Here is a 22,531-nt window from a genome sequence, read left to right on the forward strand (position 1 = left end):
TCAGCCGTCCCCCTCCCCGCCGCCGGTCTCGGCCGGCTCCTCGGCCAGGACGAGGGTGAGCAGGCCGGGGAAGCGGCCCTCGAACTCGTCGCGGCGCAAGCGGTTGAGGCGGCGCGCGCCCTCGTCGCGCTGCTCCAGCAGGCCGACGTTGCGCAGCACCGCGAAGTGGTGGCTGAGCGTCGACTTGGCCACGGGCAGATGGGTGAACGTGCCGCACGGGCGGGTCCAGTCGGGCACCTCGGCCAGCTCGCGCACGATCCGGCGGCGAACCGGGTCGCCGAGCGCGTCGAGGGCCGCCTGGAGCGACACCTCCGCGGGCGAGGTGTGGGTCAGGCTTCTCGACCTGCCGGACGCTGAGGTGTTCGACGACCGTCGAACATCGGTGTAGTGTTCCATCTCGATCGAACATCCTAGTCCCCGGGAGGGCTCATGGACACCGGACACGTCGGCGTGTGGCACCCGCTGCTCAACAAGGCGCCCGCCGGCGAGGTTCGCGCCGTCGCGGCGGAGATCGAACGGCTCGGCTACGGGTCCGTCTGGCTCAACGAGGCGCCCGGGAGCAAGGAGCCGCTGGCCAACGCCGGCGTCCTGCTGGCGGCCACCACGCGCTTGGCCGTGGGCACGGGCATCGCGAGCCTCTGGGCGCGCGACGCCACGGCCATGGCGGCCGGAGCCGCCACGCTGGGCGACGCCTTCCCCGGCCGCTTCCTGCTGGGCGTCGGGGTCAGCCACAGCACGGTCGCCGGACGGCGGGGCCACGACTACGGCAAGCCCTTGACGACGATGCGCGCCTACCTCGACGGCATGGACGAGGCCGCCCGCGACCTGCCCCCGGCCGGCGCGCCACGCGTCCTGGCCGCGCTGCGTCCCCGCATGCTGGAGCTCGCCCGCGACCGCGCCGACGGGGCGCACACCTACTTCGTGCCCCCGGAGCACACGGCCGCGGCCCGCGCGATCCTCGGCCCCGACCGGCTGCTCATCCCGGAGCAGGCCGTCGTCCTGGAGACCGACCCGGTTCGCGCCCGCGAGATCGCCCGCGCCCACATGGCCTACTACCTGACCCTGCCCAACTACACCAACAACCTGCGCGAGCTGGGTTACACCGACGACGACCTCGCGGGGGGAGGCAGCGACCGGCTCGCCGACGCGATCGTGGCCTGGGGCGACGCCGCCGCCATCGCCGCGCGGGTCCGCGCCCACCTCGACGCGGGGGCCGACCACGTCGCCATCCAGCCCCTCGCCGCCGGCGCCCCCGACCTGGCCGAGGTGCTCACGCACCTTCGCCGGCTCGCCCCGGCCCTGGGCGTCCAGCCGGCAACCGGTGCTCAGTCGACGGCGGTCGGGGTCTAGGCGGTCGCCGGCGCCCGGGCGAGGGCCAGGGCCGACCGGCCGTCGGTCTCGTTGACGGTCGGCGTCAGCGCTTCATGGCGCCGGGCCCGGCCCTTCGGTCTCCTGGACGGTCGGCGTCAGCGTTTCATGGCGCCGTCCGCGATGGCGTCCGCGGCCTCGCCGATCGCCATGCCGACGATCTCCAGTCGTCGCACGAGTTCACGCTGCTTGAGCGCCTCCGCGGTGATCTCACCGGAGAAGATGCGGGAGATCTCGTACTGGTACATCCGCCGGATCTGCCCGCCCATCTTCTTGGCCTCCAGGGCGTCGTGCACCACGGCCGACGGGCGGGAGGCGAGGTCGCGCACCGCGTTCTCCAGCGCGTCGATCCCGGCGATCACCTGGTCGAGGAGGGGGCTGAAGCGGATCTGGTCCGGCACCCGGTACAGGTGCGACTCCCGCACGAAGTCGCGCAGCGAGTCCAGCACGTCGTCGATGGAGCGGGAGAGCCGGAACAGGTCCTCCCGGTCGATGGGGGTGACCACGGCGTTGCGCAGTTCGTCGACCAGGCGGCGGCGCTCCTCGTCGCCGAGGTGCTCGATCGTGCGCATCTGCTCGTGCGCCCCGGTACGGCCGACCTCGCCGCCGATCATGGCCATGGCCAGCCAGGCGCCCTGCTTGGTCGCCTCCAACTGGCCGAGCAGGGCCTCCGTCAGCGCGCTGTCCATCCGGCCGGTCATGAGATCGCGGATGCGCCGAAGTCGCTTCATCACACTCCTTCCACGGCTCCCGCCGCATCAAGGCTTGTCAGGGGTTATGCCCGCGTGGGGGACGGATGATCTGGTCGCGGATCGGGGGTGCGGGGGAGTCGGCGCATGGTCAGGTCGAGGAGAGGATGAAGGCGACGCCGGCAGCCAGGAGGGCGCTGGCCGGGAGGGTCAGCAGCCAGGCGACGACGATCTTGACGGCGGCGTACCAGCGCACCCGGCCCCCGCCCGTGGCCACGCCGGCCCCGATGAGGCCGCCGGCCACCGACTGCGTCATGCTCACCGGCATGCCGAGCAGCGCGCAGGCGATCACGGCCGTGCCCGAGGCGAGCTCCGCCGAGACGCCGTGCAGCGGACGGGAGGCGATGATCTCCTGGCCGAGCGTACGGCCCGCTCTGGGCAGGCCGTACAGCGCGCCGAGCCCGAACAGGACCGCGACCAGCGACGTGTACGGCAGCGGCGCGCCCGAGAAGCCGAGTGCGATCATGAACACGGCGAGCATCTTCTGCCCGTCGTTGGCGGCGTAGGCGACGGTCTGGAGCAGGAACCCCGCCCAGTGCCAGCGCCCCAGCCCCCGCGTGCCGGACCAGCGCACCAGCAGCAGCGCGACTCCCCACGCCACCAGCCCGCCCACGAACGGCGCCGCCAGGCCGAAGGCCAGCACCAGTGCGACCGCCCCGGCCGAGACGGGCAGCCCCCAGCCGAGCCCGGCCCCGGTGAGGCCGCCGACGACGGCCAGGGTGAGACTCGTCGGACGGCCTTTCGCGCTCAGCACGGTGACGACGGTGAGGGCGGAGAGCACGGCGACCGTCATCGCGGTCCGCCCGCCGGGTTCGTCGAACGTGGCCAGCCGGTGCACGAACGTCCGCGCCACCGCCTGGGTCGCCAGCGGCACCAGCGCCACCATGACGACGAGGGCCAGGATCCCGGTGGCGGGCCGCACCGTGGGCAGCTTGAGCCCCGTGGCGAGGAGGGCGCCTCCGTCGTTCATGCCGGTGACGAGCGCGAACAGGCAGGCCACTGCGACCAGTACGGCGAAGTCCAACGGTGAGCGTGCCTCCGTTCCGGCCGGCGCGCGCGACCGGCGTCGCAGGGCGCATACCCGTGATCGGCTCGACGATGGGGAGCTTCCATTCTGCTGGAGAACGGGGTTCGATGGGACTACTGGGGCGGAAGCCCTCTCCAGGGGCCTCTGCCCTGGTCGGCGCGGCGGGTACGCTCGGTGGACGCGCTCATCGGCCCGAGGGCCGAGTCCCAGATGCCGAACGGCCGGGTGGGCCCGGCCGCCGGGCGGTAACCTGCCCAGGTCGGCAGCCGGGCCGGCATCCGCCCGGGCCGGCATCGACCGCGCCCGCCATCCCACGTCCGCGAAAGTAATGACATGAGCCCAGCCGAGTACGTCCTGACCCTGTCGTGTCCCGACCGGCCAGGGGTGGTGGCCGCCGTCTCCGGGCTGCTGGCCGGGCACGGATGCAACATCACCGAGAGCCAGCAGTTCGGCGACCAGGCCGCGCGGCGCTTCTTCATGCGCGTCCAGTTCACCTCGCCGCTGCCCGAGGACGAGGTGCGGGCCGCGTTCGCCGCGCTCGCGCCGGAGTTCGGCATGGAGTTCGAGCTGCGCGACAGGGCCAGGAAGCCGCGCGTGCTCATCATGGTCAGCAAGTTCGACCACTGCCTCAACGACCTGCTCTACCGGGTGCGCAAGAAGACCCTGGACATCGAGGTCGTGGCCGTCGCCTCCAACCATCCCGACCTGCGCCCGCTCACCCAGTCGTACGGGATCGACTACCACCACCTGCCGATCACCCCGGAGACCAAGCCCCGGCAGGAGGCCGAGGTGCTGGCCCTGGTGGAGCACTACCAGGTCGATCTCGTGGTGCTGGCCCGCTACATGCAGGTGCTGTCGGAGGACCTGTGCGCCAAGCTGTCGGGCCGGGCGATCAACATCCACCACTCGTTCCTGCCGTCGTTCAAGGGCGCCAAGCCGTACCACCAGGCGCACGACCGGGGCGTGAAGCTGATCGGCGCGACCGCGCACTACGTCACGTCCGACCTGGACGAGGGGCCGATCATCGAGCAGGAGGTCGCGCGGGTCAACCACAGCCACTCGCCGGAGGACCTCGCCGCCATCGGCCGCGACGTGGAGTGCGTGGCGCTGGCCAGGGCGGTGCGCTGGCACGCCGAGCAGCGGGTCCTGCTCGACGGCCACAAGACCATCGTCTTCCCCCGCTGAGCCCGGGAGCCCGCAGGTTCGGGCGCGTGTCCGGTCGTGGCCGCGCGCTCCGACGTCTCCGGTGACGGGAGCCGCACGGGCTCCCGCAGCGGATGACGCGGACAACGCGGAGAAGGAGCGATCGTGAAGTACATGATCCTGCTGTACGGCTCGCAGCGCGACTACGACCTGCTGGCCGGCAAGCCCGCCGAGGCGGGCGAGGTCGGGTGGACCGCCGAGGACGTGGCCGCCATGCACGCGTTCATGGGCCGGTGGAACCAGGAGCTGGTCGAGTCCGGCGAGTTCGTCGACGCGCGCGGCCTCGCGGCTCCGGTCCACACCAGGCGGGTCCAGGGGCTGCGCGACGGCGTGCCGGTCGTGACCGATGGGCCGTACCCGGAGACCGAGGAGGTGCTCGCCGGGTACACGATCGTCGAGTGCGACAGCTTCGACCGGGCCACGGAGATCGCGGCCCGGATCGCGAAGTGCCCGCACCCGGAGGGCGACACGTCCGGCCTGTACGTGGACGTGCGGCCGATCGACGAGGGCCCCGGCGCCGCACTCGACGCCTGACGCGAGACGCCTGACACGAGGCGCCTGGCAAGAGACGCCCCGGCCGGACGAGAGCTCCCGGCCGGGGCGTCGCGGGCTACAGCCCGGTGTGGCGGGCCAGGAAGGTCAGGGTGTCGGCCGACAGGTCCACCGTACGGCTGATCGAGCGGGCCCCGTGCCCCACCTCGGTCTCGTTGCGCAGCAGCACCGGCCGGTCCGACGCGGACGCGTGCTGCAGCGCCGCGCACATCTTCCACGCGTGCAGCGGATGCACCCGCGTGTCCGACTGGAACACCGTGAACAGCACCGCCGGGTACTCCACCCCCTCGCGCACGTGGTGGTACGGCGAGTACGACCGCAGCCACCCGAACTGCTCGGGGTCCTCGGCCGAGCCGTACTCGACGTTCCAGGTCGCGCCCAGCCCGAACAACTCGTAGCGCACCATGTCGAGCAGCGGCGCCGAGCAGACCACGGCCGCGTACAGGTCGGGCCGCTGCGTCAGGGCGGCGCCGACGAGCAGGCCGCCGTTGGAGCCGCCCGAGATGGCGAGCTGCTCGCGCGTGGTGACGCCGGTGGCGATGAGGTGCTCGGCCGCCGCGTGGAAGTCGTCGAAGACGTTCTGCTTGTGGGCGAGCATGCCGGCGCGGTGCCAGTCCTCGCCCTCCTCGCCGCCGCCGCGCAGGTTGGCGATGGCGTACACGCCGCCCGCCTCGACCCAGGCCAGGACGGACGCGGAGTAGCCGGGGGTCATCGACAGGCCGAAGCCGCCGTAGCCGTACAGGATGGTGGGGCGCGGCCCCTCGGCGTCGACCGGGGAGATGACGAGCATCCGCACCTCGGTGCCGTCCTTGGACCGGTAGACCTCCTGGGAGGTGCGCACCGCCGGTACCTCGACCGCGCCCGGCGAGGCCGCCCACAGCGTGGTCTCGCCCGTGCGGGCGTCGTAGCGCTGGATGGTCGGCGGCGTGGTGTTGTCGGTGTAGCCGAACCACGCCTCGAAGCCGCCCTCGGGCCGCTCCGACAGGCCGCCGATCGAGCCGAGGCCCGGCGTGGGCACCTCGCCCAGGCGCTCACCCGTGGCCAGGTCGTGCACCGAGATCTCGCTGATGGCGTGGCGCGTCCAGCTCACCAGCATGACCGGGCGTTCCAGGTCGTCGAGGATGGCGTAGTCGGACAGCACCGCCTCCGGGTCCTCGGGGACGAGGTCGCGCCATCCGCCGGCCCCGGGCGTCGCCGGGTCGGTCACGCAGATGCGGCCCCGGGGCGCGTCGCGGTCGGTGTGGACGTACAGCCGCCCGTCGCGGCCGAACGTCAGCCCGGTCTGCGCGTCCACGCCCTCCTGGACGACCACGAGCTCCGGCCGCTCCGGCGGCGAGGCGGTCAGGTCGGCGACCCACAGGTCGTTGCGCGGGGCCGTGCCCTCGCTGGCGGAGATCTGGAGCCACCGGCCGTCGCGCGAGACCGCGACGCCGTAGTAGTTGGTCATCTTCAGGCCCTGCCCGAAGATCATGACGTCGTCCTCGGTGGACGTGCCGACCCGGTGCAGGTAGACGCGGCGGTGGAACTGCGACTCGTTCTCCGGCACCTCGGTGCTCGGCAGGCGGCGCACGTAGTAGAACGCCTCGCCGCCCGGGAGCCAGGCCACGGGGGAGTAGCGGCAGCGGTCGATCGGGCCCTCGACGCGGGAGCCGGTCGTGACGTCGATGACGTACAGGACCGACTCCTCGGTGCCGCCCACCGAGATCTGGTACGCGAGGAGACGCCCCTCCTTGTCGGGCTGGACCGTGTCGAGCGTGGTCAGCCCGGACGGGTCGAGCGCCATGGGGTCGATCAGCGCCCGCTCGGTGCCGTCGGGCTCGGCGACGTAGTAGACCGCGTGCTCCTGGTCGGGCGTGCGGCGGCTGAAGAACGCGCGCCCGCCGCGCCAGGCGGGGGTGCCCACCGAGCCGGACCTGAGCAGCTCGCCGATGCGCTCCCGGAAGCGCTGCGGCCCGCTCTCCCGCTTGAACAGGTCGGCCTGAGCCAGCAGCCACCCCTGCGTCTCGGGACTGTCGGGATCCTCCAGCCAGCGGTACGGGTCGGAGACGGGCGTCTCGTGCAGGACGTCGATGGTGTCCGCACGGCGCGCGGTGGGATACGGCTCTCGCGTCATGCCCCGAACCCTACTGCGAAGGAACGCGCGTAAAGTCCGGGTGTTACGGGCATAAAACGTATCGTGCGTCCCTCTGGTCATTCCGGGCTGGAGGTTATGGGGTGGCGGGGACCACGCGGGAAACGCCAAACTGGGTGACAGGACGGTGCCGTGGTGTTCATCCGCTGGACCGTCCGGCGGAGGTCCACGTGACGGAAGCATCCATGCCCCAGGAGGGGCCGACAGCCGGGACATGCCATGGCATGTCCCCTTTGATACGCGCGCGGCGGGATGAGGCCCGATGATGCGCCAGGTCCTGCTGCTGAATGCCACCTACGAGCCGCTCACCACGCTCTCCCTGCACCGGGCCATCATCCTGGTGCTGCGGGAGAAGGCCGAAGTCGTGCACCGAGACGGGCGGGGCGCGGTCCTGCGCTCGGCCAGCCGCACGCTGGAGGTGCCCTCGGTGATCCGGCTGAGGCGATATGTCCGCATCCCTTACCGATCACGCATTCCCCTGACCCGGGCGGCGCTCATGCGCCGCGACGACTACCGTTGCGCCTACTGCGGCCAGCGGGCCGAGACCATCGACCACGTCATCCCCCGCTCCCGTGGCGGGGCCCACACGTGGGAGAACTGCGTGGCCTCGTGCACGACGTGCAACCACCGCAAGGCCGACAAGTACCTGGAGGAGCTGGGGTGGACGCTGCGCGTCACCCCGGCGGTGCCACGGGGCGCCCACTGGAGATTGATCGGCGCCTCACTCGTCGGCGACCCCCAATGGGCGCCCTACCTGGAAGAGGCCGCGTAGCGGCGAGGACGGGCCCGCACCCCCGAGGCGCGGGCCCTTCCCTCATCGGCTCATTCGGCGGGCAGCTCGTCGGTCCATTCGGCGTCGATCGTCACCCCCTCGCCGTCGGTGAAGGCGACTCCTCCGGTGAGGGGCACCCATACGGGCGTGTCGCGCACCCGCGCCGTGTCCGGGTCCACGACGACCTCGCGGTCGCCGCCGGACAGCGGAACCCGCAGGCGCCGCCCGCCGCCGCTTTCGCCGAGGTCGGTGACGCCCGGCCGGGCGGCGAGCGCCCGGTAGGCCGCGGCACGGACCTGGGGCGTGACCGGCGCCTCGCTGACCAGCGAGATCAGCGTCTCCACGGCGAAGCCGTCCAGCTCCTTCTCGCTCGGCGCCCCCGCGCTGGTGCGGATGCCGCTGCCCGCGACGGCCGACCGCAGCCGCGTGTAGAGGGCGTCCTCGTCGACGGGCAGTCCGCGCAGCTCGTCGAAGCTCATGCGCAGCGGCCCCAGCGTGAACGGCTGGGGCTTCGTGGTGAAGCGGAAGAGCTTCCCCCCGCCCTTCAGGCCCTTGCCCTTGATCCAGAACTGCCCGTCCCGCCGGTACCAGTACTCACTCGGCGGTCGGCTGCCCACGGTGACCGTGATGTGCCAGTACGTCCCCGAGCCCTCCGGGGTGCGCTCCGCGGTGGTGGCGGCGACGAGCAGCACGTCACGCGCGGTCGTGGCCGCCGGCGGCGCGCCGCCGGGACGGGCGACAGCGACCACGACCGCGGCGGCGACGGCCGCCGCGGCCACCGGGACCAGCAGCAGGCGCGTCCGCCGCCGGGGGGCACGGCCGCTCATCGCGGCGTGGAGCTGCCCGCGCCGCCGGGCGACCACCTCGGGGGACGGCTCGGGCTTGGCGAGCACGGTCCGGATCTCGCGCAGGTCATCCATGGTGGTCCTCCTTGGCCATCGCGTGGTGGATCTTCTTGCGGGCACGGCTGAGCCGGGACCCGACGGTTCCGTAGGAGACGCCGAGGGCGTCGGCCACCTCCTGATGCGTCAGCTCCGCCAGGTAGACCAGCGTCACCACGTCACGCTCGCCCCGGTTGAGCGTGGCCAGGGCGCCGGCCAGGCGGGGCGCCATGCGCTGCGCCGCCACGGACTCCACGACCCGGCCCTCGTGGCTGTCGGCGGGAGGCTCGGCGGCCGTACGGGCCAGCGCCCGGTAGTGGCGCGCCTCCTTGCGCCGGTGGCGGGCGATCAGGTTCGTCGCGATCCCGAACAGCCAGGGCCGCAGCCCTCCGCGCGCCGGGTCGAAGCGCCCGCGGTCGCGGAAGGCCAGGCAGAACGTCTCCGCCGCGATGTCCTCACCGGCCTGCACGTCCACGCGTCCGGCCGCGTACAGGTACACCTCGCGGAAGTAGCGGTCATAGACGGCCGTGAACTCCTCCGCGTCCAGCCGGAAGCGGGCGACCAGATCATGGTCGTCCACCTCCGCGCGCGTCTCGGTCGACACACTCTCACCCTCCTGTGAACGGTTGTCATCCTCCCTTCGCCGGACCCCCGCGGAGCTTTCCCGCCCGGCGCCGAAACCCCGGTGCCCCCGCCCGCCCCGGGGTGGGAGGATCCCGGGCATGTGGCACTTCACGCAGGACGTCGCCGAGTACGCCGCGGCCGCGGAGCCGTTCCTGCTGACCGACCCCGTGCGCAACACCGTCCCGCTGACCGTGCTGGCCAACATCCGCGACGGGATGCCGGCCGAGGGCGCGATCTTCGGCTGGTACACGTCCTGGGGCGAGGTGTGCGGCGCGGCGTTCCGCACGCCGCCCCGCGCGCTGGTGCTCGCCGACATGCCGGGCGACGTGGCGGCCGCGCTGACCGAGGAGTACGACGGCGAGATCCCCGCGCTCGTGGGGCCGCGCGCGGCGGTCGACGCGGCGTGCGCGGCGCTCGGCAGCTCCGGCGACGTCCGCTCCGAGCGCCTCTACCGGCTCGGCACGCTCAAGCCGCCCGGGACACCGGGACGGGGCCGGGTGGCCACGGCCGGCGACCTGCCGCTGATGGTGGCCTGGCTGGACGCGTTCGGCGCCGAGGTGGGCATGGACCTCGGCGACACGGTCGAGGCGGCCACCCGGCGGCTGACCCGGCGCGAGCTGGTGGTGTGGGAGGAGGACGGCGTGCCCGTCTCGATGGCCGGGGTGTCGCCCGCGATGGGCGGGGTCTGCCGCATCGGGCCCGTCTACACGCCCCCCGCCTGCCGGGGGCGCGGCCACGGCTCGGCCGTCACCGCGTACGCCAGCCGCCTGGCCCTCGACGAGCGCGGCGACGAGGTGGTGCTGTTCACCGACCTGGCCAACCCGACGAGCAACGCCATCTACCAGGCCATCGGCTACGAGCCGGTGTCCGACTACGCGCACGTGACGCTGGCCGGCTCGTCGTAATCTGTGCTCATGCCACGCTACGAGTTCCGGTGCCGCGCCTGCGGCTCCACCTTCGAGGTGTCCCGTCCCATGTCCGCCTCCGGAGACCCCGCGACCTGCCCGGACGGCCACGACGACACGGTCAAGCTGCTGTCGACCGTGGCCATGACCGGCGGCGGCTCCGCCCCGCGCCCGGCGGCCGGAGGCGGCGGCGGGTGCTGCGGAGGCGGCTGCTGCTCCTGACCCGGGCCCGCTGGTCCTGACCCGGGCCCGCTGGTCTTGACCCGGGCCCGCTGGTCTTGACCCGGGCGCGCGCCGGGCTGTCGCTCGGGCTCCAGGCGCGCGCCCTCTTGCGGCGACGGCCCGCGGGGTTACGCGGTCGCCGGGCGGCCGTACCCGCCGCCGCCTCCCGACTCGCAGCGCAGCACGTCCCCCGCCGTCACCGGCAGCGCGTTCACCTTGAGCATCCGGCGCTCGTCCGCCCCGCCCGGGTTGAGCGTGACGCGCGGCGGGGCGCCCGCCTCGCCGCCCGCCAGCCCCCACGCCGGGGTGACCGACCGCTCGAACCACAGCGACAGCGAGGTGTCGCCGCAGAACTCGTACTCGCGCACCACGCCGTCACCGCCCCGCCACCGGCCCGCGCCGCCGCTGCCGGGTCGCACCTCGTAGCGGGTGACCCGGACGGGGAACAGCGTCTCCAGCACCTCGATCGGCATGTCGCGCAGCGAGCCGTTGACGTTGTTGATCAGGCAGGTCTCGCCGTCGCCGCCCTCCCAGGCGCCCCAGCCGCCGACCGTGGCCTCCTGCGAGACGTACAGCTTGCCGGTACGCGGGTCGGTGCCCGTGAACTGGACGATCATGGAGTCGCCGTACGACGCCGCGGCGGCCCGCTCCGGCATCACCGGCGCCAGCGCCTTGACCACGAGGTCGATGAGCAGGCCGAGGTGCGAGTAGTAGTACTGGCAGGCGGCGGGGGAGCGGGCGGCCAGCATGGAGCCGGGCCGCGTCTCCACCGTCAGCGGCCGGAAGGAGCCGCCGTTGAGCGGCACGTCGCCCGACACGAGCAGCTTGTAGCCCACCCGCACGGCGGCCACCGCCTGGGCGGCGCCGCAGTTGACCGGGCCGAGCGCCTGGTCGGCGCAGTCGGTCAGGTCCACGCGCATCGACTCGCCCGACACCGTGATCGCGACGTTCACCGGGAGGGGCGTCGCGAGGTCGATGCCGTCGTTGTCGAGGTGGCCGCCGGCCCGGTACACGCCGTCGGGGATGGCGGCGATCGCGGCCCGCTCCATGCGCTCGGTCTGGGCGAAGATCTCGTCGCGGGCGGCCATGACCGTGTCGAGGCCCCACCGGGTGACGATCTCGCTCAGCCGCCGCTGCCCCATGAGGACGCAGCTCACCTGGGCGCGCAGGTCGCCGAGCGTGGCGTGCGGGAAGCGGACGTTGGCGCCGATCACCTCGTGCAGGTCCACGCAGGGCCGCCCGCCCTCGTACACCTTGACCGGGCCGAGCCGCAGCCCCTCCTGGAAGATGGAGGTGGAGTCCATGGAGCCGCCGGGGTCCTTGGAGCCGACGTCCAGCCAGTGCGCCCGCGACGCCGCGAACCCGGCCAGCTCGCCGCCCACGAAGATCGGCCCGTACACGGTGACGTCGTTGAGGTGCGTGCCGCCGATGTAGGAGTCGTTCAGCGCCCACACGTCGCCCTCGCGCCACACCTGCGGCCCGTGGCGGCGCTCGGTCTCGCGGGTGCACACCTCCAGGTTGCCCAGGAAGATCGGCAGGCCGGACGACTGCCCGAGCACGTTGTGGTCGCGGTCGAGCAGCGCGACCGCGCAGTCCTTGGCCTCGTAGATGACGGGGGTGTAGGAGCTGCGGATGAGCGTGGTGTTCATGTCCTCCGCCGCCTGGACGAGCGCGCAGCGGATGATCTCCGTGGTCACGGGGTCGATCACTGGTCCACCTTCACGATGAGGAAGCCGTTGTCGTCGACCGTGGCCAGGCACCCGGGCGGGACGACCGTCGTCGCGGTCTCCTCCACCACGATGGCCGGCCCGGCCAGCTCTCCGTCGAGGTGCGCGCGGCGCAGCACCGGCGTGCGGTGCACGGCGCCGTCGAACACCACATCCCGTACGGCCGCCGCCGCCTCCCCGGTGACGTCCGGGGCGCCGGCCGCGGCCCGGGGGAAGGAGCCGAGCCCGGTGCTGCGCAGCATGACGAACTCCACCGGGGCCTCGGGCGTGGCGTGGCCGTAGCGGCTGGTGTGGGCCTCGGCGAAGCGGGCCGCGATCTCCGCGAGGAACCCCGGCCCGGCCGGTTCGCCGGCCTCGCGCAGCGGGATGGTCAGCGTGTAGTCCTGGCCCTCGTAACGCATGTCCACGGCGTGCTCGACCCGGCGCCGCTCCGCCGGCACGCCCTGCTCGGCCAGCGCCTCCAGGACCTCCGCCTCCAGGTCGGCCAGACGACCGGCCATGTCCGCCCCGTCGAGGACGTCCTGCGGCCGGAAGTAGGGGTGCGTCAGGTCCCGCCGCACCTCGGCCTCCAGCATGCCCCAGGCGGAGAACGCGCCGGGGAAGCGCGGGACGACGACCTCCGAGATGCCCAGCTCGCGGGCGATGAACACGGCGTGCATGGCACCCGCCCCGCCGAAGGCCACCAGCGAGAACTCCCGCGGCTCCACCCCGTGCTCCACCGTGAGCGTGCGGATGGCCTGGGCCATCTTGGCGTTGGCCACGGCGCAGATGCCCTCGGCCAGGCCGAGCGGGTCGAGGGACAGCTCCTCGGCGAGCGTGGCGACGGCGGCGCCGGCCGCCTCCACGTCGAGGTTCATGAGGCCGCCCGCGAACCACTCGGGGTCCACCCGGCCCAGCACCACGTTCGCGTCGGTGACCGTGGGCCGCGTGCCGCCCCGGCCGTAGCAGGCGGGGCCGGGAACGGCGCCGGCCGACTCGGGCCCGACCCGCAGCGCGCCCGCCTCCGCGTACGCGATGGAGCCGCCGCCCGCGCCGATCGTGTGCAGGTTGACGATGGGCATCAGCACGGGATGGCCCTCGATGCGCGCCTCGGCGCTGACGTCGGGCCGGCCGTCCACGACCAGCGACACGTCGAACGACGTGCCGCCCATGTCCACGCAGATCGCGTTGCGGCGGCCGAGCAGCCGGGCCGCGGCGACGCCGCCCATGGTGCCGCCCACCGGCCCGGACAGCAGCGTCTGCAACGGCCTGCGCCTGGCGTAGGCGGCGTTGACCAGCCCGCCGGACGACTGCATGACGTGGACGGGCACGCCCAGGCCGCGCTCGGCGAACCGCCGCTCGATCTCCGCCAGGTAGCGGCGGACGACGGGCCCGGTGTACGCCTCCAGCACGGCCGAGGAGGTGCGCTCGTACTCGCGCCACTCGCGGGCCACCTCGTGCGACAGCACGACGAGGACGTCCTCCCCCAGCTCCTCCCGCAGGATCTCCCCGGCGCGCACCTCGTGGCGCGGGTCGGCGTAGGAGAACAGCAGGCACACGGCGACCGCGTCGAACCCCTCCTCGCGCACCCGGCGGGCCGCCCGCCGCACGCCGTCCTCGTCCAGCGGGACGAGCTCCTCGCCGCGCCAGTCGAGCCGGCCGTCCACCTCGGCCACGTCCTCGCCGGGGACCAGCGGGACGGGTTTGCGGTAACGCAGGTCGAACATCCGGTCCCGGTTGCCGCGGGCGATCCGGTAGACGTCGCCGGCTCCCGTGCCGGCCAGCAGCAGCACCCGCGCGCCCTTGCGCTCCAGCAGGGCGTTGAGCCCCTGGGTGGTGCCGTGCACGAAGTACGAGATCCGCGAGGGGTCGTCGACGACCCGGCCGAGGGCGGCGAACACGCCCTCGGCCAGGTCGTGGGGCGTGGTGGACGCCTTCGACGCCACGACGGACCCGGTCGTCTCGTCGTAGCGGACGACGTCGGTGAAGGTGCCTCCGATGTCCATGGCGACGCGATAGCTCATGCCGTGAACGGTATGCGTTCGGCGCCGCGCCGGCATGTGCGGTGTGCCCGGCCGGGCGCGGCCCGCGGTGCGCCGCGCCCGACGCGACGAGGGTTACGCCGCCCTGGCGCGCTTGCGGCGCTGGAACGGCAGGAAACGGTCGGCCAGGTGCGGACGCGACGGGGTCAGCGTCGGCTCGACCGCGAGGATACGGTCGAACCGGAACGCCCGGATGGCCCGGCGCATCCGGCACACCCCGACGAGATACCAGTATTCGCGGTGGACCAGGCACGTCACCGGCTCGACGTCGCGGACCGTGACGTGGCCCCCGGCGTCGGTGTAGTGCAGGCGGATCATCATGCGGCTGGTGATGGCGTCGGCGATGAGCCGGGCCCGGGAGGCGACCTCCACGGGCAGCGGGTCGGTGAGCGTGGTCAGCGTGGTGGCGATGACGTCGTCGTCGAGCTCCAGGTGCTCGAGAGCGTGCTGCAGGCCGCGCCTGGCGGTGACGGCCTGGGGGCCCGTGCCGAGGTGGGCCAGGGAGAGGGCGAGGGCGGCGATCTCGGCGGTCGTCAGCGGGCGGGTGGTGGGCTTCACGACTCTAGCCATACCCCCACGATAGAGAGCGCCACCGACAATTTTCGAAAGCGTGTACGCAAGGAAGGGGACACTGACCCCGGGGACAGCCGCGCCCGGCACCCTGCCAAGGGGGCGCCGGGCGGCGGAGAGGCGGCGGTCAGCGGGAGAGCTGGGTGAGGTCGCGCGAGGCGCCGGTCGAGGCGGACGTGGTCATCGCCGCGTAGGCCTGGAGCGCCACGCTGACCGGCCGGTTGCGCTCGCGCGGGCGGTAGCCGCCGAGGTCGGCCAGCAGCTTCTCGCGCCGCGCCGCCAGCTCGGCCTCCGGCACCCGCAGCTCCATCGTGCGCGCCGGGATGTCGATGTCGATGACGTCGCCGTCCTCGACCAGCGCGATCGTGCCGCCCTCGGCGGCCTCCGGGGAGGCGTGGCCGATCGACAGGCCGGACGTGCCGCCGGAGAAGCGCCCGTCGGTCACGAGCGCGCACGCCTTGCCCAGCCCCCTGCCCTTGAGGAACGAGGTCGGGTAGAGCATCTCCTGCATGCCCGGGCCGCCCTTCGGGCCCTCGTAGCGGATGACCACCACGTCGCCCTCGCTCACCCGCCCGCCGAGGATGCCCTCGACGGCCTCCTCCTGCGACTCGAACACGACGGCCGGCCCGCTGAAGCGCCAGATCGACTCGTCGACCCCGGCCGTCTTGACCACGGCGCCGTCGCGGGCGATGTTGCCGTAGAGCACGGCCAGGCCGCCGTCGGCGCTGTAGGCGTGCTCAAGGTCGCGCACGCAGCCCTCGGCGCGGTCGAGGTCGAGGGAGTCCCAGCGGTTGTCCTGGGAGTACGGCTTGATGGTGCGGACGTTGCCCGGCGCGGCGTGCCACAGCTCGACGGCCTCGGGCAGCACCTCGGGCGACTGCGGGTCCCAGCGGGAGAGCACCTCGCCCAGGCTGAGCCCGTTGACCGTGGGCACGTCGCGGTGGAGCAGCCCGGCGCGGTCGAGCTCGCCCAGGATGGCGGGGATGCCGCCGGCGCGGTGGACGTCCTCGACGTGGTACTTGTTCGTCGCGGGCGCCACCTTGCACAGGCACGGCACGCGCAGCGAGATCTCGTTGATCTCCTTGAGGCCGAAGTCGACGCGGGCCTCGCGGGCCGCGGCCAGGATGTGCAGGATCGTGTTGGTCGAGCCGCCCATGGCCACGTCGAGCGCCATCGCGTTCTCGAACGCCTCGCGCGTGGCGATCGAGCGCGGCAGCACCGACGCGTCGTCGTCCTCGTAGTAGCGCCGGGTGATCTCGACGAGCTGCCGGCCGGCGTCCTCGAACAGCTTCTTGCGGGCCCGGTGGGTGGCCAGGATCGTGCCGTTGCCGGGCAGCGCCAGGCCGATGGCCTCGGCCAGGCAGTTCATCGAGTTGGCGGTGAACATGCCGGAGCACGAGCCGCACGTCGGGCAGGCCTGCTCCTCCATCTCCAGCAGCTCGGCGTCGGAGACGGAGTCGTCGGCCGAGGCGATCATGGGGTCGATCAGGTCGAGCTTGCGGCCGGGCGCCTTGCCGGCCTCCATCGGGCCGCCGGAGACGAAGATCGTCGGGATGTTGAGCCGGAACGCGGCCAGCAGCATGCCGGGCGTGATCTTGTCGCAGTTGGAGACGCAGATGAGCGCGTCGGCGCAGTGGGCGTTGACCATGTACTCGACCGCGTCGGCGATCAGCTCGCGCGAGGGCAGGGAGTAGAGCATGCCGCCGTGGCCCATGGCGATGCCGTCGTCGACGGCGATCGTGTTGAACTCGCGCGGGATCGCCCCGGCCTCGCGGATCGCCGCCGAGACCACGTCGCCGACCTCGCGCAGGTGCACGTGACCGGGCACGAACTGGGTGAAGCTGTTGGCCACGGCGATGATGGGCTTGCCGAAGTCACCCCCGGCTACACCGGTGGCGCGGAGCAGGGCCCGCGCGCCGACCATGTTCCTGCCGTGGGTGACCGTTCGTGACCTGAGGGCGGGCATTGTGCTTCTCCCATCGCTTTCCGATCCTCACATCGTACGGCCATCGCCCGGCTGTTGAGACAGCGCGTCCAGCACTCGGACATTTCCCTCCCGCCTCCTGGGACGCGGCCGACGCGCCACCACCCACCCCCCAAAACAGTCAAAAATCGGCGTAAGGTATTCTTTGTACTGACCGGTCAGTTCAAAGGGGGAGGAACCGTCGTGATCGTCGCCAAGGGCCTGTCCGTGGAGGGGGTGTACGCCGGCGTCTCCTTCGAGGCCGGGGCCGGCACCCTCACCGCCGTAGCCGGTCCCGCCGGCAGCGGCCGCACCAGCCTGCTCCTCACGCTGGCCGGGCGGATGAAGCCCACGGCGGGCACTCTTGCCGTGGCCGGGCACGTCAAACCTCGCGCCATCCGCAAGGTGGCCGCCCTGGCCCTCCTGGACGGCGTGACCGACCTCGACCGGTCGCTGACGGTGGGGGAGCACCTGCGCGAACGCGGGCGCGGCCCGTACCCGAAGCTGCTCAAGCAGGCCGGCCTGGACGCGGGCGAGCGGACGCTCGTCCGCGAGCTCGACCGGGAGGGGCAGGTGCGGCTCGGCGTCGCCCTCGCCCTGATCGACGACCCCAAGGTCATCGTCGCCGACAACGTGGACGCCGGCCTGCCGCCCGACCGGCAGGAGGCGCTCTGGACCCTGCTCGCCGGGCTCGACCGCGCCGTGGTCGCCTCGTGCGTGACCCCGCCCGCCCGCTACGACCACCTCGTGGAGCTGTGATGAGAGGAATGCTGCGCTCGCGGCTGCCCCGGATGGCGCTGGCGGCGGTCGTCGTGCTGCCGCTGCTGTACGCGGGCCTGTACCTGTGGTCGTTCTGGGACCCGCAGGGCAACCTGGACCGCGTGCCCGTCGCGCTGGTCATGGAGGACCGGCCCGCCATGGCCGGGAACACGAACCTGCACGCCGGCCAGGACCTCGCCGACGAGCTGCGCGAGCGGCACGTCTTCAACTGGCACGAGGCGACGCCCCAGCAGGCGGCCGACGGCGTCAGGGACGGCAGCTACTACCTGTCGCTCACCATCCCCGCCGACTTCAGCTCCCGGCTGGCCTCGCCGTCGGACGACGCCACCACGCCCGCGCCCGCCCAGCTCGGCGTCCGCGTCGACACCGGCCGCAGCTACATCATCGGCAGCATCTCCGACGCGGTGTTCAACGAGGTGCGGGCCGCCGCCGAGCGCACCGCCGTGCACGACTACTTCGACCGGGTGTTCATCTCCATCGGCGACATCCACGACAAGACCACCGAGGCCGCCGACGGCGCCGGCAAGCTGCACGACGGCACGGTCAAGGCCGGCGACGGCGTCTCCAAGCTCAACTCCGGCCTCGGCACCGCCGAGAGCGGCGCCCGCCAGCTCTCCACCGGCCTCGACACCGCCGGGAGCGCCACCGCCCGCCTGCGCGACGGCTCCGCCAAGATCACCGACGGCATCACCCAGGCCCAGCGCGGCATCGGCGCGCTGCGCGGCGGCCTGACCAAGCTGCGCGCCCAGGGCACCGCCCCGCTGCGGCGGGGCGCCCGCGAGGCGGCCGGCAAGGTCCACGCCCAGACCCGCACGGTCGACCAGCTCGCCGACAGGTACGTCCCCCTCCTCAACCAGTACGGCCCCGAGGTGGCCCGCGCCGCCGAGCGGGTCGCCGACCAGGCCGACAAGCTCCAGGATCCGGAGGCGGCCGAGCTGAGCTCCGCCGCCCGCGAGCTGGCCGCCACCGCCCGCAAGATCGCCCAGGTCGCCCCGCAGCTCGGCCCCCGCGTGAGCCAGGTCAGGAAGCAGGTCGACCAGCTCGACGCCGGCCTCGCCAAGCTCGCCGCCGGAGCCGCCAAGATCGACAGCAGCGTCGGCAAGGCCGGTCAGGGCGCCGACAAGCTGTACCAGGGCGCCACCCGGCTGCGCTCCGGCTCGGCCCAGGTCACGAACGGCCTCACGCAGCTCGGCGGCGGCCTGACCCGGCTCGGCGACGGCGCCGACCGGCTCACCAACGGCGTGGACCGGCTGCACGACGGCGCCGGCCGGGTCGACAAGGGCCTGTCGAAGCTGGCCGAGGGCTCCAAGGACCTCGCCAGCGGCCTCGGCGACGGCGCCAAGAAGATCCCCGACTACGACGCCCAGGAGCGCGACGCCCGCGCCGACATGATGAGCGACCCCGTGCGCCTGGACAAGGACGTGGACAACGAGGTGCCCAACTACGGCACCGGCTTCGCCCCGTTCTTCCTGCCCCTGGCGCTCTGGGTGGGTGCGATGATCGCGTACATGGTGCTCAAGCCCCTCAACCAGCGGCGGCTGGCCGGCACGACGGGCGCGGTGCGGATCGCGCTGTCCGGCTGGCTGCCGGCACTCGCGCTCGGCGCGGCGCAGGTCGGCGTGCTGGCGGCCGTGCTGCGGTTCGGCCTCGGCCTGCAGGCGGCCAACTGGGCCGGCGTGATCGGCCTGCTCCTGCTGGCCGCCGCGGCCTTCCTCGCGGTGGTGCAGGCGGTCAACGCGCTGATCGGCCCGCCCGGCCGGGTCGTCGCGCTGGCGCTGCTCATGCTCCAGCTCACCTCCGCGGCCGGCACGTACCCGATCGAGACCTCGCCCGGCTTCTTCCAGACCATCTCGCCGTGGCTGCCGATGAGCTGGGTCGTGGCGGCGTTGCGCCGGCTGATCAGCGGCGGCGACCCGACCGTGGTCTGGCAGGCGTGCGGCGTGCTCACCGCCTTCCTCGTGCTCGGGCTCGCCCTCACCACGCTCGCCGTCGAGCGGGGCCGCACCTGGACGCTCAAGCGGCTGCACCCGGAGCTGTCGCTGTGAGCCGGCAGGACACCCGGTCGAAGGTGTTCGCGGCGGCCGTCGACCTGATCGCCGAGCAGGGCTACACCGCCACGACGGTCGAGGCCATCGCCGAGCGGGCCGGGGTCGCCAAGGGCACCGTCTTCTACAACTTCGGCAGCAAGGAGGCGCTGTTCGGCGCGCTGCTGGAGCACTCGATCGGACGGCTGGCCGACGCCCTGGCCGCCGCCGACACCGGCGCGAGCGCCCTGGAGGCGCTCGACTCCGTCGTCCTCGGCCAGCTCCGCTTCTTCGAGGAGCACGGCCCGCTCGCGCGGGTGCTGCTGGCCGAAATGTGGCGGACCGCCTGGCAGCAGGCCGTGGCGCAGCTTCGCGACCAGGCGCTCGGCGTCTACGCGGGCGTGCTGCGCCGGGCCGTGCAGGCCGGGGAGGTCAGGGCCGACCTCGACGTGGAGACCGCGGCCACCGCCGTGTTCGGCATGGTGCTCACGGTCTCCATCGAACGGCGCGCGCTCTACCCCGACCGGCCCGTGGAGCGCACCCACGCCACGCTGGTGGAGCTGCTGCACGGCCGGATCAGGTGACTCCCCGGGGCGGTCAGTCCTCGCCGTAGCGGGCCGGCAGCACCTCGGCGGCGATCTCGTACAGGCGCTGGATCTCCTCGTCGGTCAGCGCCCGCTCGCGCTTGGTGATCCACTTGCGGGCGCGCCCGCCCTCGTAGACGTCCACCCCGCGGATCGTCATGATCTTCCAGGGTACGGCCGGGCCGTAGATGGCCAGCGAGGGCACGACCTGCACCTCGCGGCCGTACGCCTTGCTGATCAGCTCGCTGGCCGCCGACGCCTCCATCTTCGCCTCGGCGAGACGGGCCTTCTTGTCGAACGGGCCGTGGAAGAGCTTCTTGCCCATCTGCACGCGGACGGGCAGCTGCTTGTCCCACTTCTCGGAGTCGACCGCGTACACGCCGGTCGGCCCGACGACGAGGTGGTCGATCTGCGCCTCGGTGTCGGGGATCGCCCGCGCGTGCAGGGTGCGGTAGCCGTTGCGCTCCAGCTTGCGCAGCTGGGCCTCGGTGCGCCGCTCGGCGACGGAGGCGCGCCGCCAGGCCGGCACGGTCGAGTGGGACCGGGCCCGGTAGACCGCGTCGGCGATGGCCGCGAGGATGCCCGCCGTGACGCCCAGCCGCCAGTCGTTCAGCAGGAAGCCCGCGACCAGCGCCACGGCCACCGTCAGCAGCGCGCGGTTGCGCAGGTTGCGGTAGCGGGGCTGCTCGATCAGGCTGCGCACGGACACGCGCACGACCGGCACGGACGCGGTGTCCGTCTGGTCGGCGCCGGTCCGCGCGGCACCGGCCGGCTCGGCGTCTGTGTCGGTGTCGGGTCGGTCGCTCACCCAGATGGGCGACGTGCTGTGACCGTCATCACGCTGGTGGTCGGAGTCCACGCGACTCACCGTAGCCGGTGGCGATCGTCCATTCCTAGTGTTGGCCCGTCCATAGTTTTATGGCTCAGGTCACCGTGTCCTACGCCGGATTTCCGGGTATCTATTACGTTCTTCGCCGCAGATCCCTAGTGTGCGTAACGTGCGAGACCTTCACGAGCTATCCGCACTGGAGCAGGCGCGGGCCGTCCGCGACCGGGTCGTCTCACCGGTCGAGCTCACCCGCCACTACCTCGACCGGATCGAGCGGATCGACCCGCGCGTGGGCGCCTACGTGACCGTGACCGCCGACCGGGCCCTCGAACAGGCGCGTCTCCTGGAGAAGGAGCTGCCCGAGGGGCCGCTCGCCGGGGTGCCGATCCCGGTCAAGGACCTCAACCTGGTCAAGGACGTGCCGATCATGTTCGGCTCGGCGACGTACCGGGAGTTCGTCTCGCCCGTGGACGACACGGTCGTCGAGCGGCTGCGCGACGCCGGGACGGTCATGCTGGGCAAGACCGCCACCCCCGAGTTCGGGCTGCCGTGCTACACCGAGACCGCCGTCTCGCCGCCCGCGCGCTCGCCGTGGGACCCCGCCACCTCCGCCGGCGGGTCGAGCGGCGGCGCGGCGGCCGCCGTGGCGGCCGGACTCGCGCCCGCCGCGCAGGGCAGCGACGGCGCCGGCAGCATCCGCATCCCCGCCTCCGTCTGCGGCCTGTACGGCATCAAGCCGACGCGCGGGCGCATCAGCTTCGCGCCGATCATCCCCGACCTCGCCGGCCTGTCCACGAACGGGCCCATCGCCAGGACCGTCGCCGACGCCGCCGCGCTGCTCGACGTCATGACGCACAACACCCCCGGCGACCACTACCTCGCGCCGCCGCACGAGGGCACGTTCCTGGAGGCCGCCCGCCGCGAGCCGGGCCGCCTGCGCATCGCCCGTCACGCCGACCCCGTCGTGCCCGGCGCCGTCGTGGAGCCCGCGGTGCTCGCCGCGTACGAGGAGGCGAGCGCCACGCTCGCGGCGCTGGGCCACGAGATCGTCGACATCGTCCCGTCGTACGGGCCCGACCTGGTGCCGCACTTCGTCACCCTGTGGTGCTCCTTCGCCTGCATGCACCCGGTCGCCGACGACATGACCGGGATGCTGCGGCCGCTCACCGCCTGGCTGCGCGAGCGCGGCTTCGCCACCCCCGCGCCCGCCTTCCTCCAGGCGCAGGCGGCGCTCCAGCTCGCCACCCGCGCGGCCCTGGCCGCCACGGCCGGCTACGACGCGATCCTCACCCCGACCGTCACCCAGCCGCCCCGGCCGGTGGGCTGGTTCGAGGACGTGGACGGGCCCGAGGAGACGTTCGAGCGGATGACCCGGTTCGCGGCCTTCCCCGCCCTCTACAACGTCACCGGGCAGCCGGCGGTCAACCTGCCCCTGCACTGGACGGACGGCGGGCTGCCCATCGGCGTCATGCTGGCCGGGCGGGTCGGCGGTGAGGACACGCTGATCTCGCTGTCGGCCCAGGTCGAGGCGACGCGCGGCGGCTTCTGGGGCGAGCGCCGCCCGGCCCTCTGGTAGGCGGCCCGGGAGAGGTCTGGCCG

21 protein-coding genes are annotated in these 22,531 nt (G+C 73.2%); 10 read left to right on the top strand and 11 right to left on the bottom strand.

Features of this window, described 5'->3' with window-relative positions; all coding sequences use genetic code 11:
• Positions 1-396: an ArsR/SmtB family transcription factor gene (locus HD595_RS27715; RefSeq protein WP_253773984.1), complete on the bottom strand. Its 396-nt coding sequence runs from the start codon at positions 394-396 to the stop codon at positions 1-3.
• A gap of 33 nt (positions 397-429) precedes the next feature.
• Between HD595_RS27715 and HD595_RS27720 the strand changes: the two genes are divergently transcribed.
• The gene (locus HD595_RS27720) at positions 430-1,350 is read left to right on the top strand and encodes a TIGR03620 family F420-dependent LLM class oxidoreductase (RefSeq protein WP_253773986.1); all 921 of its coding nucleotides are present in this window, start codon (positions 430-432) and stop codon (positions 1,348-1,350) included.
• Between the two features lie 116 nt (positions 1,351-1,466).
• Here HD595_RS27720 and HD595_RS27725 read toward each other — a convergent pair whose 3' ends face one another.
• Positions 1,467-2,099 (bottom strand): DUF47 domain-containing protein, encoded by a 633-nt coding sequence (locus HD595_RS27725; protein WP_253773988.1) that lies wholly within the window; start codon positions 2,097-2,099, stop codon positions 1,467-1,469.
• A gap of 109 nt (positions 2,100-2,208) precedes the next feature.
• Positions 2,209-3,141 carry an inorganic phosphate transporter gene (locus HD595_RS27730; RefSeq protein ID WP_253773990.1) on the bottom strand — a complete coding sequence of 311 codons (933 nt, stop codon included), beginning with the start codon at positions 3,139-3,141 and terminating at the stop codon, positions 2,209-2,211.
• A gap of 336 nt (positions 3,142-3,477) precedes the next feature.
• Between HD595_RS27730 and purU the strand changes: the two genes are divergently transcribed.
• Entirely contained in the window at positions 3,478-4,329 is an 852-nt protein-coding gene (purU, locus tag HD595_RS27735; RefSeq protein WP_253773992.1) for a formyltetrahydrofolate deformylase, read from the top strand.
• Between the two features lie 132 nt (positions 4,330-4,461).
• Positions 4,462-4,881, top strand: a complete 420-nt coding sequence (locus HD595_RS27740; protein ID WP_253781332.1) for a YciI family protein — start codon at positions 4,462-4,464, stop codon at positions 4,879-4,881.
• A 76-nt stretch (positions 4,882-4,957) separates the two neighbouring features.
• Here HD595_RS27740 and HD595_RS27745 read toward each other — a convergent pair whose 3' ends face one another.
• Positions 4,958-7,012 carry a prolyl oligopeptidase family serine peptidase gene (locus HD595_RS27745; protein WP_253773994.1) on the bottom strand — a complete coding sequence of 685 codons (2,055 nt, stop codon included), beginning with the start codon at positions 7,010-7,012 and terminating at the stop codon, positions 4,958-4,960.
• A gap of 283 nt (positions 7,013-7,295) precedes the next feature.
• On the opposite strand from HD595_RS27745, the gene HD595_RS27750 reads away from it, so the two are divergent.
• The gene (locus HD595_RS27750; RefSeq protein ID WP_253781334.1) at positions 7,296-7,802 is read left to right on the top strand and encodes an HNH endonuclease; all 507 of its coding nucleotides are present in this window, start codon (positions 7,296-7,298) and stop codon (positions 7,800-7,802) included.
• Between the two features lie 50 nt (positions 7,803-7,852).
• Here the strand turns inward: HD595_RS27750 and HD595_RS27755 are convergent, their stop codons facing one another.
• Together HD595_RS27755 and HD595_RS27760 are read right to left on the bottom strand one after the other, a co-directional pair.
• Positions 7,853-8,722 (bottom strand): CU044_5270 family protein, encoded by an 870-nt coding sequence (locus HD595_RS27755; RefSeq protein ID WP_253773996.1) that lies wholly within the window; start codon positions 8,720-8,722, stop codon positions 7,853-7,855.
• The gene (locus HD595_RS27760) at positions 8,715-9,287 is read right to left on the bottom strand and encodes an RNA polymerase sigma factor (RefSeq protein WP_253773998.1); all 573 of its coding nucleotides are present in this window, start codon (positions 9,285-9,287) and stop codon (positions 8,715-8,717) included. Before HD595_RS27760 ends, HD595_RS27755 begins: the two co-directional genes overlap by 8 nt.
• Positions 9,288-9,405: 118 nt before the next feature.
• On the opposite strand from HD595_RS27760, the gene HD595_RS27765 reads away from it, so the two are divergent.
• Together HD595_RS27765 and HD595_RS27770 are read left to right on the top strand one after the other, a co-directional pair.
• Complete coding sequence (locus tag HD595_RS27765; RefSeq protein ID WP_253774000.1) at positions 9,406-10,212, top strand: GNAT family N-acetyltransferase; 807 nt, start codon at positions 9,406-9,408, stop codon at positions 10,210-10,212.
• A 9-nt stretch (positions 10,213-10,221) separates the two neighbouring features.
• The gene (locus HD595_RS27770; RefSeq protein ID WP_253774001.1) at positions 10,222-10,434 is read left to right on the top strand and encodes an FmdB family zinc ribbon protein; all 213 of its coding nucleotides are present in this window, start codon (positions 10,222-10,224) and stop codon (positions 10,432-10,434) included.
• Positions 10,435-10,562: 128 nt separating this feature from the next.
• Here HD595_RS27770 and HD595_RS27775 read toward each other — a convergent pair whose 3' ends face one another.
• The 4 genes from HD595_RS27775 to ilvD form a co-directional block, all read right to left on the bottom strand.
• The gene (locus HD595_RS27775) at positions 10,563-12,143 is read right to left on the bottom strand and encodes a hydantoinase B/oxoprolinase family protein (RefSeq protein WP_253774003.1); all 1,581 of its coding nucleotides are present in this window, start codon (positions 12,141-12,143) and stop codon (positions 10,563-10,565) included.
• Positions 12,140-14,164, bottom strand: coding sequence for a hydantoinase/oxoprolinase family protein (locus HD595_RS27780; protein WP_253774005.1), 2,025 nt, complete (start codon positions 14,162-14,164; stop codon positions 12,140-12,142). Before HD595_RS27780 ends, HD595_RS27775 begins: the two co-directional genes overlap by 4 nt.
• A 93-nt stretch (positions 14,165-14,257) precedes the next feature.
• A complete protein-coding gene (locus tag HD595_RS27785) occupies positions 14,258-14,752 on the bottom strand; it encodes a helix-turn-helix transcriptional regulator (RefSeq protein ID WP_253774007.1) in 495 nt (164 codons plus the stop codon).
• 127 nt (positions 14,753-14,879) lie between these two features.
• Positions 14,880-16,718 (bottom strand): dihydroxy-acid dehydratase, encoded by a 1,839-nt coding sequence (ilvD, locus tag HD595_RS27790; protein WP_253774009.1) that lies wholly within the window; start codon positions 16,716-16,718, stop codon positions 14,880-14,882.
• A gap of 201 nt (positions 16,719-16,919) precedes the next feature.
• Between ilvD and HD595_RS27795 the strand changes: the two genes are divergently transcribed.
• The 3 genes from HD595_RS27795 to HD595_RS27805 are packed head-to-tail and all read left to right on the top strand — an operon-like array spanning position 16,920 to position 20,103.
• Complete coding sequence (locus HD595_RS27795) at positions 16,920-17,474, top strand: ATP-binding cassette domain-containing protein (protein WP_253774011.1); 555 nt, start codon at positions 16,920-16,922, stop codon at positions 17,472-17,474.
• Positions 17,474-19,540, top strand: a complete 2,067-nt coding sequence (locus HD595_RS27800) for a YhgE/Pip domain-containing protein (protein WP_253774013.1) — start codon at positions 17,474-17,476, stop codon at positions 19,538-19,540. The genes HD595_RS27795 and HD595_RS27800 overlap by 1 nt, the downstream gene beginning before the upstream one ends.
• The gene (locus HD595_RS27805) at positions 19,537-20,103 is read left to right on the top strand and encodes a TetR/AcrR family transcriptional regulator (RefSeq protein ID WP_253774015.1); all 567 of its coding nucleotides are present in this window, start codon (positions 19,537-19,539) and stop codon (positions 20,101-20,103) included. The genes HD595_RS27800 and HD595_RS27805 overlap by 4 nt, the downstream gene beginning before the upstream one ends.
• Positions 20,104-20,116: 13 nt before the next feature.
• Here the strand turns inward: HD595_RS27805 and HD595_RS27810 are convergent, their stop codons facing one another.
• Complete coding sequence (locus HD595_RS27810) at positions 20,117-20,962, bottom strand: nuclease-related domain-containing protein (RefSeq protein ID WP_253774017.1); 846 nt, start codon at positions 20,960-20,962, stop codon at positions 20,117-20,119.
• Between the two features lie 139 nt (positions 20,963-21,101).
• Between HD595_RS27810 and HD595_RS27815 the strand changes: the two genes are divergently transcribed.
• Complete coding sequence (locus HD595_RS27815) at positions 21,102-22,508, top strand: amidase (RefSeq protein WP_253774019.1); 1,407 nt, start codon at positions 21,102-21,104, stop codon at positions 22,506-22,508.
• Positions 22,509-22,531: the final 23 nt, after the last annotated feature.

This window comes from Nonomuraea roseoviolacea subsp. carminata, from assembly GCF_024172185.1.
Classification (GTDB): domain Bacteria; phylum Actinomycetota; class Actinomycetes; order Streptosporangiales; family Streptosporangiaceae; genus Nonomuraea; species Nonomuraea roseoviolacea.

Excerpts from the sequence above, each read along its gene's own strand:
- HD595_RS27715 (WP_253773984.1), bottom strand. The coding sequence starts at position 396 with ATGGAACACTACACCGATGTTCGACGGTCGTCGAACACCTCAGCGTCC.
- HD595_RS27720 (WP_253773986.1), top strand. The coding sequence starts at position 430 with ATGGACACCGGACACGTCGGCGTGTGGCACCCGCTGCTCAACAAGGCG.
- HD595_RS27725 (WP_253773988.1), bottom strand. The coding sequence starts at position 2,099 with ATGAAGCGACTTCGGCGCATCCGCGATCTCATGACCGGCCGGATGGAC.
- purU (WP_253773992.1), top strand. The coding sequence starts at position 3,478 with ATGAGCCCAGCCGAGTACGTCCTGACCCTGTCGTGTCCCGACCGGCCA.
- HD595_RS27740 (WP_253781332.1), top strand. The coding sequence starts at position 4,462 with ATGATCCTGCTGTACGGCTCGCAGCGCGACTACGACCTGCTGGCCGGC.
- HD595_RS27745 (WP_253773994.1), bottom strand. The coding sequence starts at position 7,012 with ATGACGCGAGAGCCGTATCCCACCGCGCGCCGTGCGGACACCATCGAC.
- HD595_RS27750 (WP_253781334.1), top strand. The coding sequence starts at position 7,296 with ATGCGCCAGGTCCTGCTGCTGAATGCCACCTACGAGCCGCTCACCACG.
- HD595_RS27755 (WP_253773996.1), bottom strand. The coding sequence starts at position 8,722 with ATGGATGACCTGCGCGAGATCCGGACCGTGCTCGCCAAGCCCGAGCCG.
- HD595_RS27765 (WP_253774000.1), top strand. The coding sequence starts at position 9,406 with ATGTGGCACTTCACGCAGGACGTCGCCGAGTACGCCGCGGCCGCGGAG.
- HD595_RS27770 (WP_253774001.1), top strand. The coding sequence starts at position 10,222 with ATGCCACGCTACGAGTTCCGGTGCCGCGCCTGCGGCTCCACCTTCGAG.
- HD595_RS27780 (WP_253774005.1), bottom strand. The coding sequence starts at position 14,164 with ATGAGCTATCGCGTCGCCATGGACATCGGAGGCACCTTCACCGACGTC.
- HD595_RS27785 (WP_253774007.1), bottom strand. The coding sequence starts at position 14,752 with ATGGCTAGAGTCGTGAAGCCCACCACCCGCCCGCTGACGACCGCCGAG.
- ilvD (WP_253774009.1), bottom strand. The coding sequence starts at position 16,718 with ATGCCCGCCCTCAGGTCACGAACGGTCACCCACGGCAGGAACATGGTC.
- HD595_RS27800 (WP_253774013.1), top strand. The coding sequence starts at position 17,474 with ATGAGAGGAATGCTGCGCTCGCGGCTGCCCCGGATGGCGCTGGCGGCG.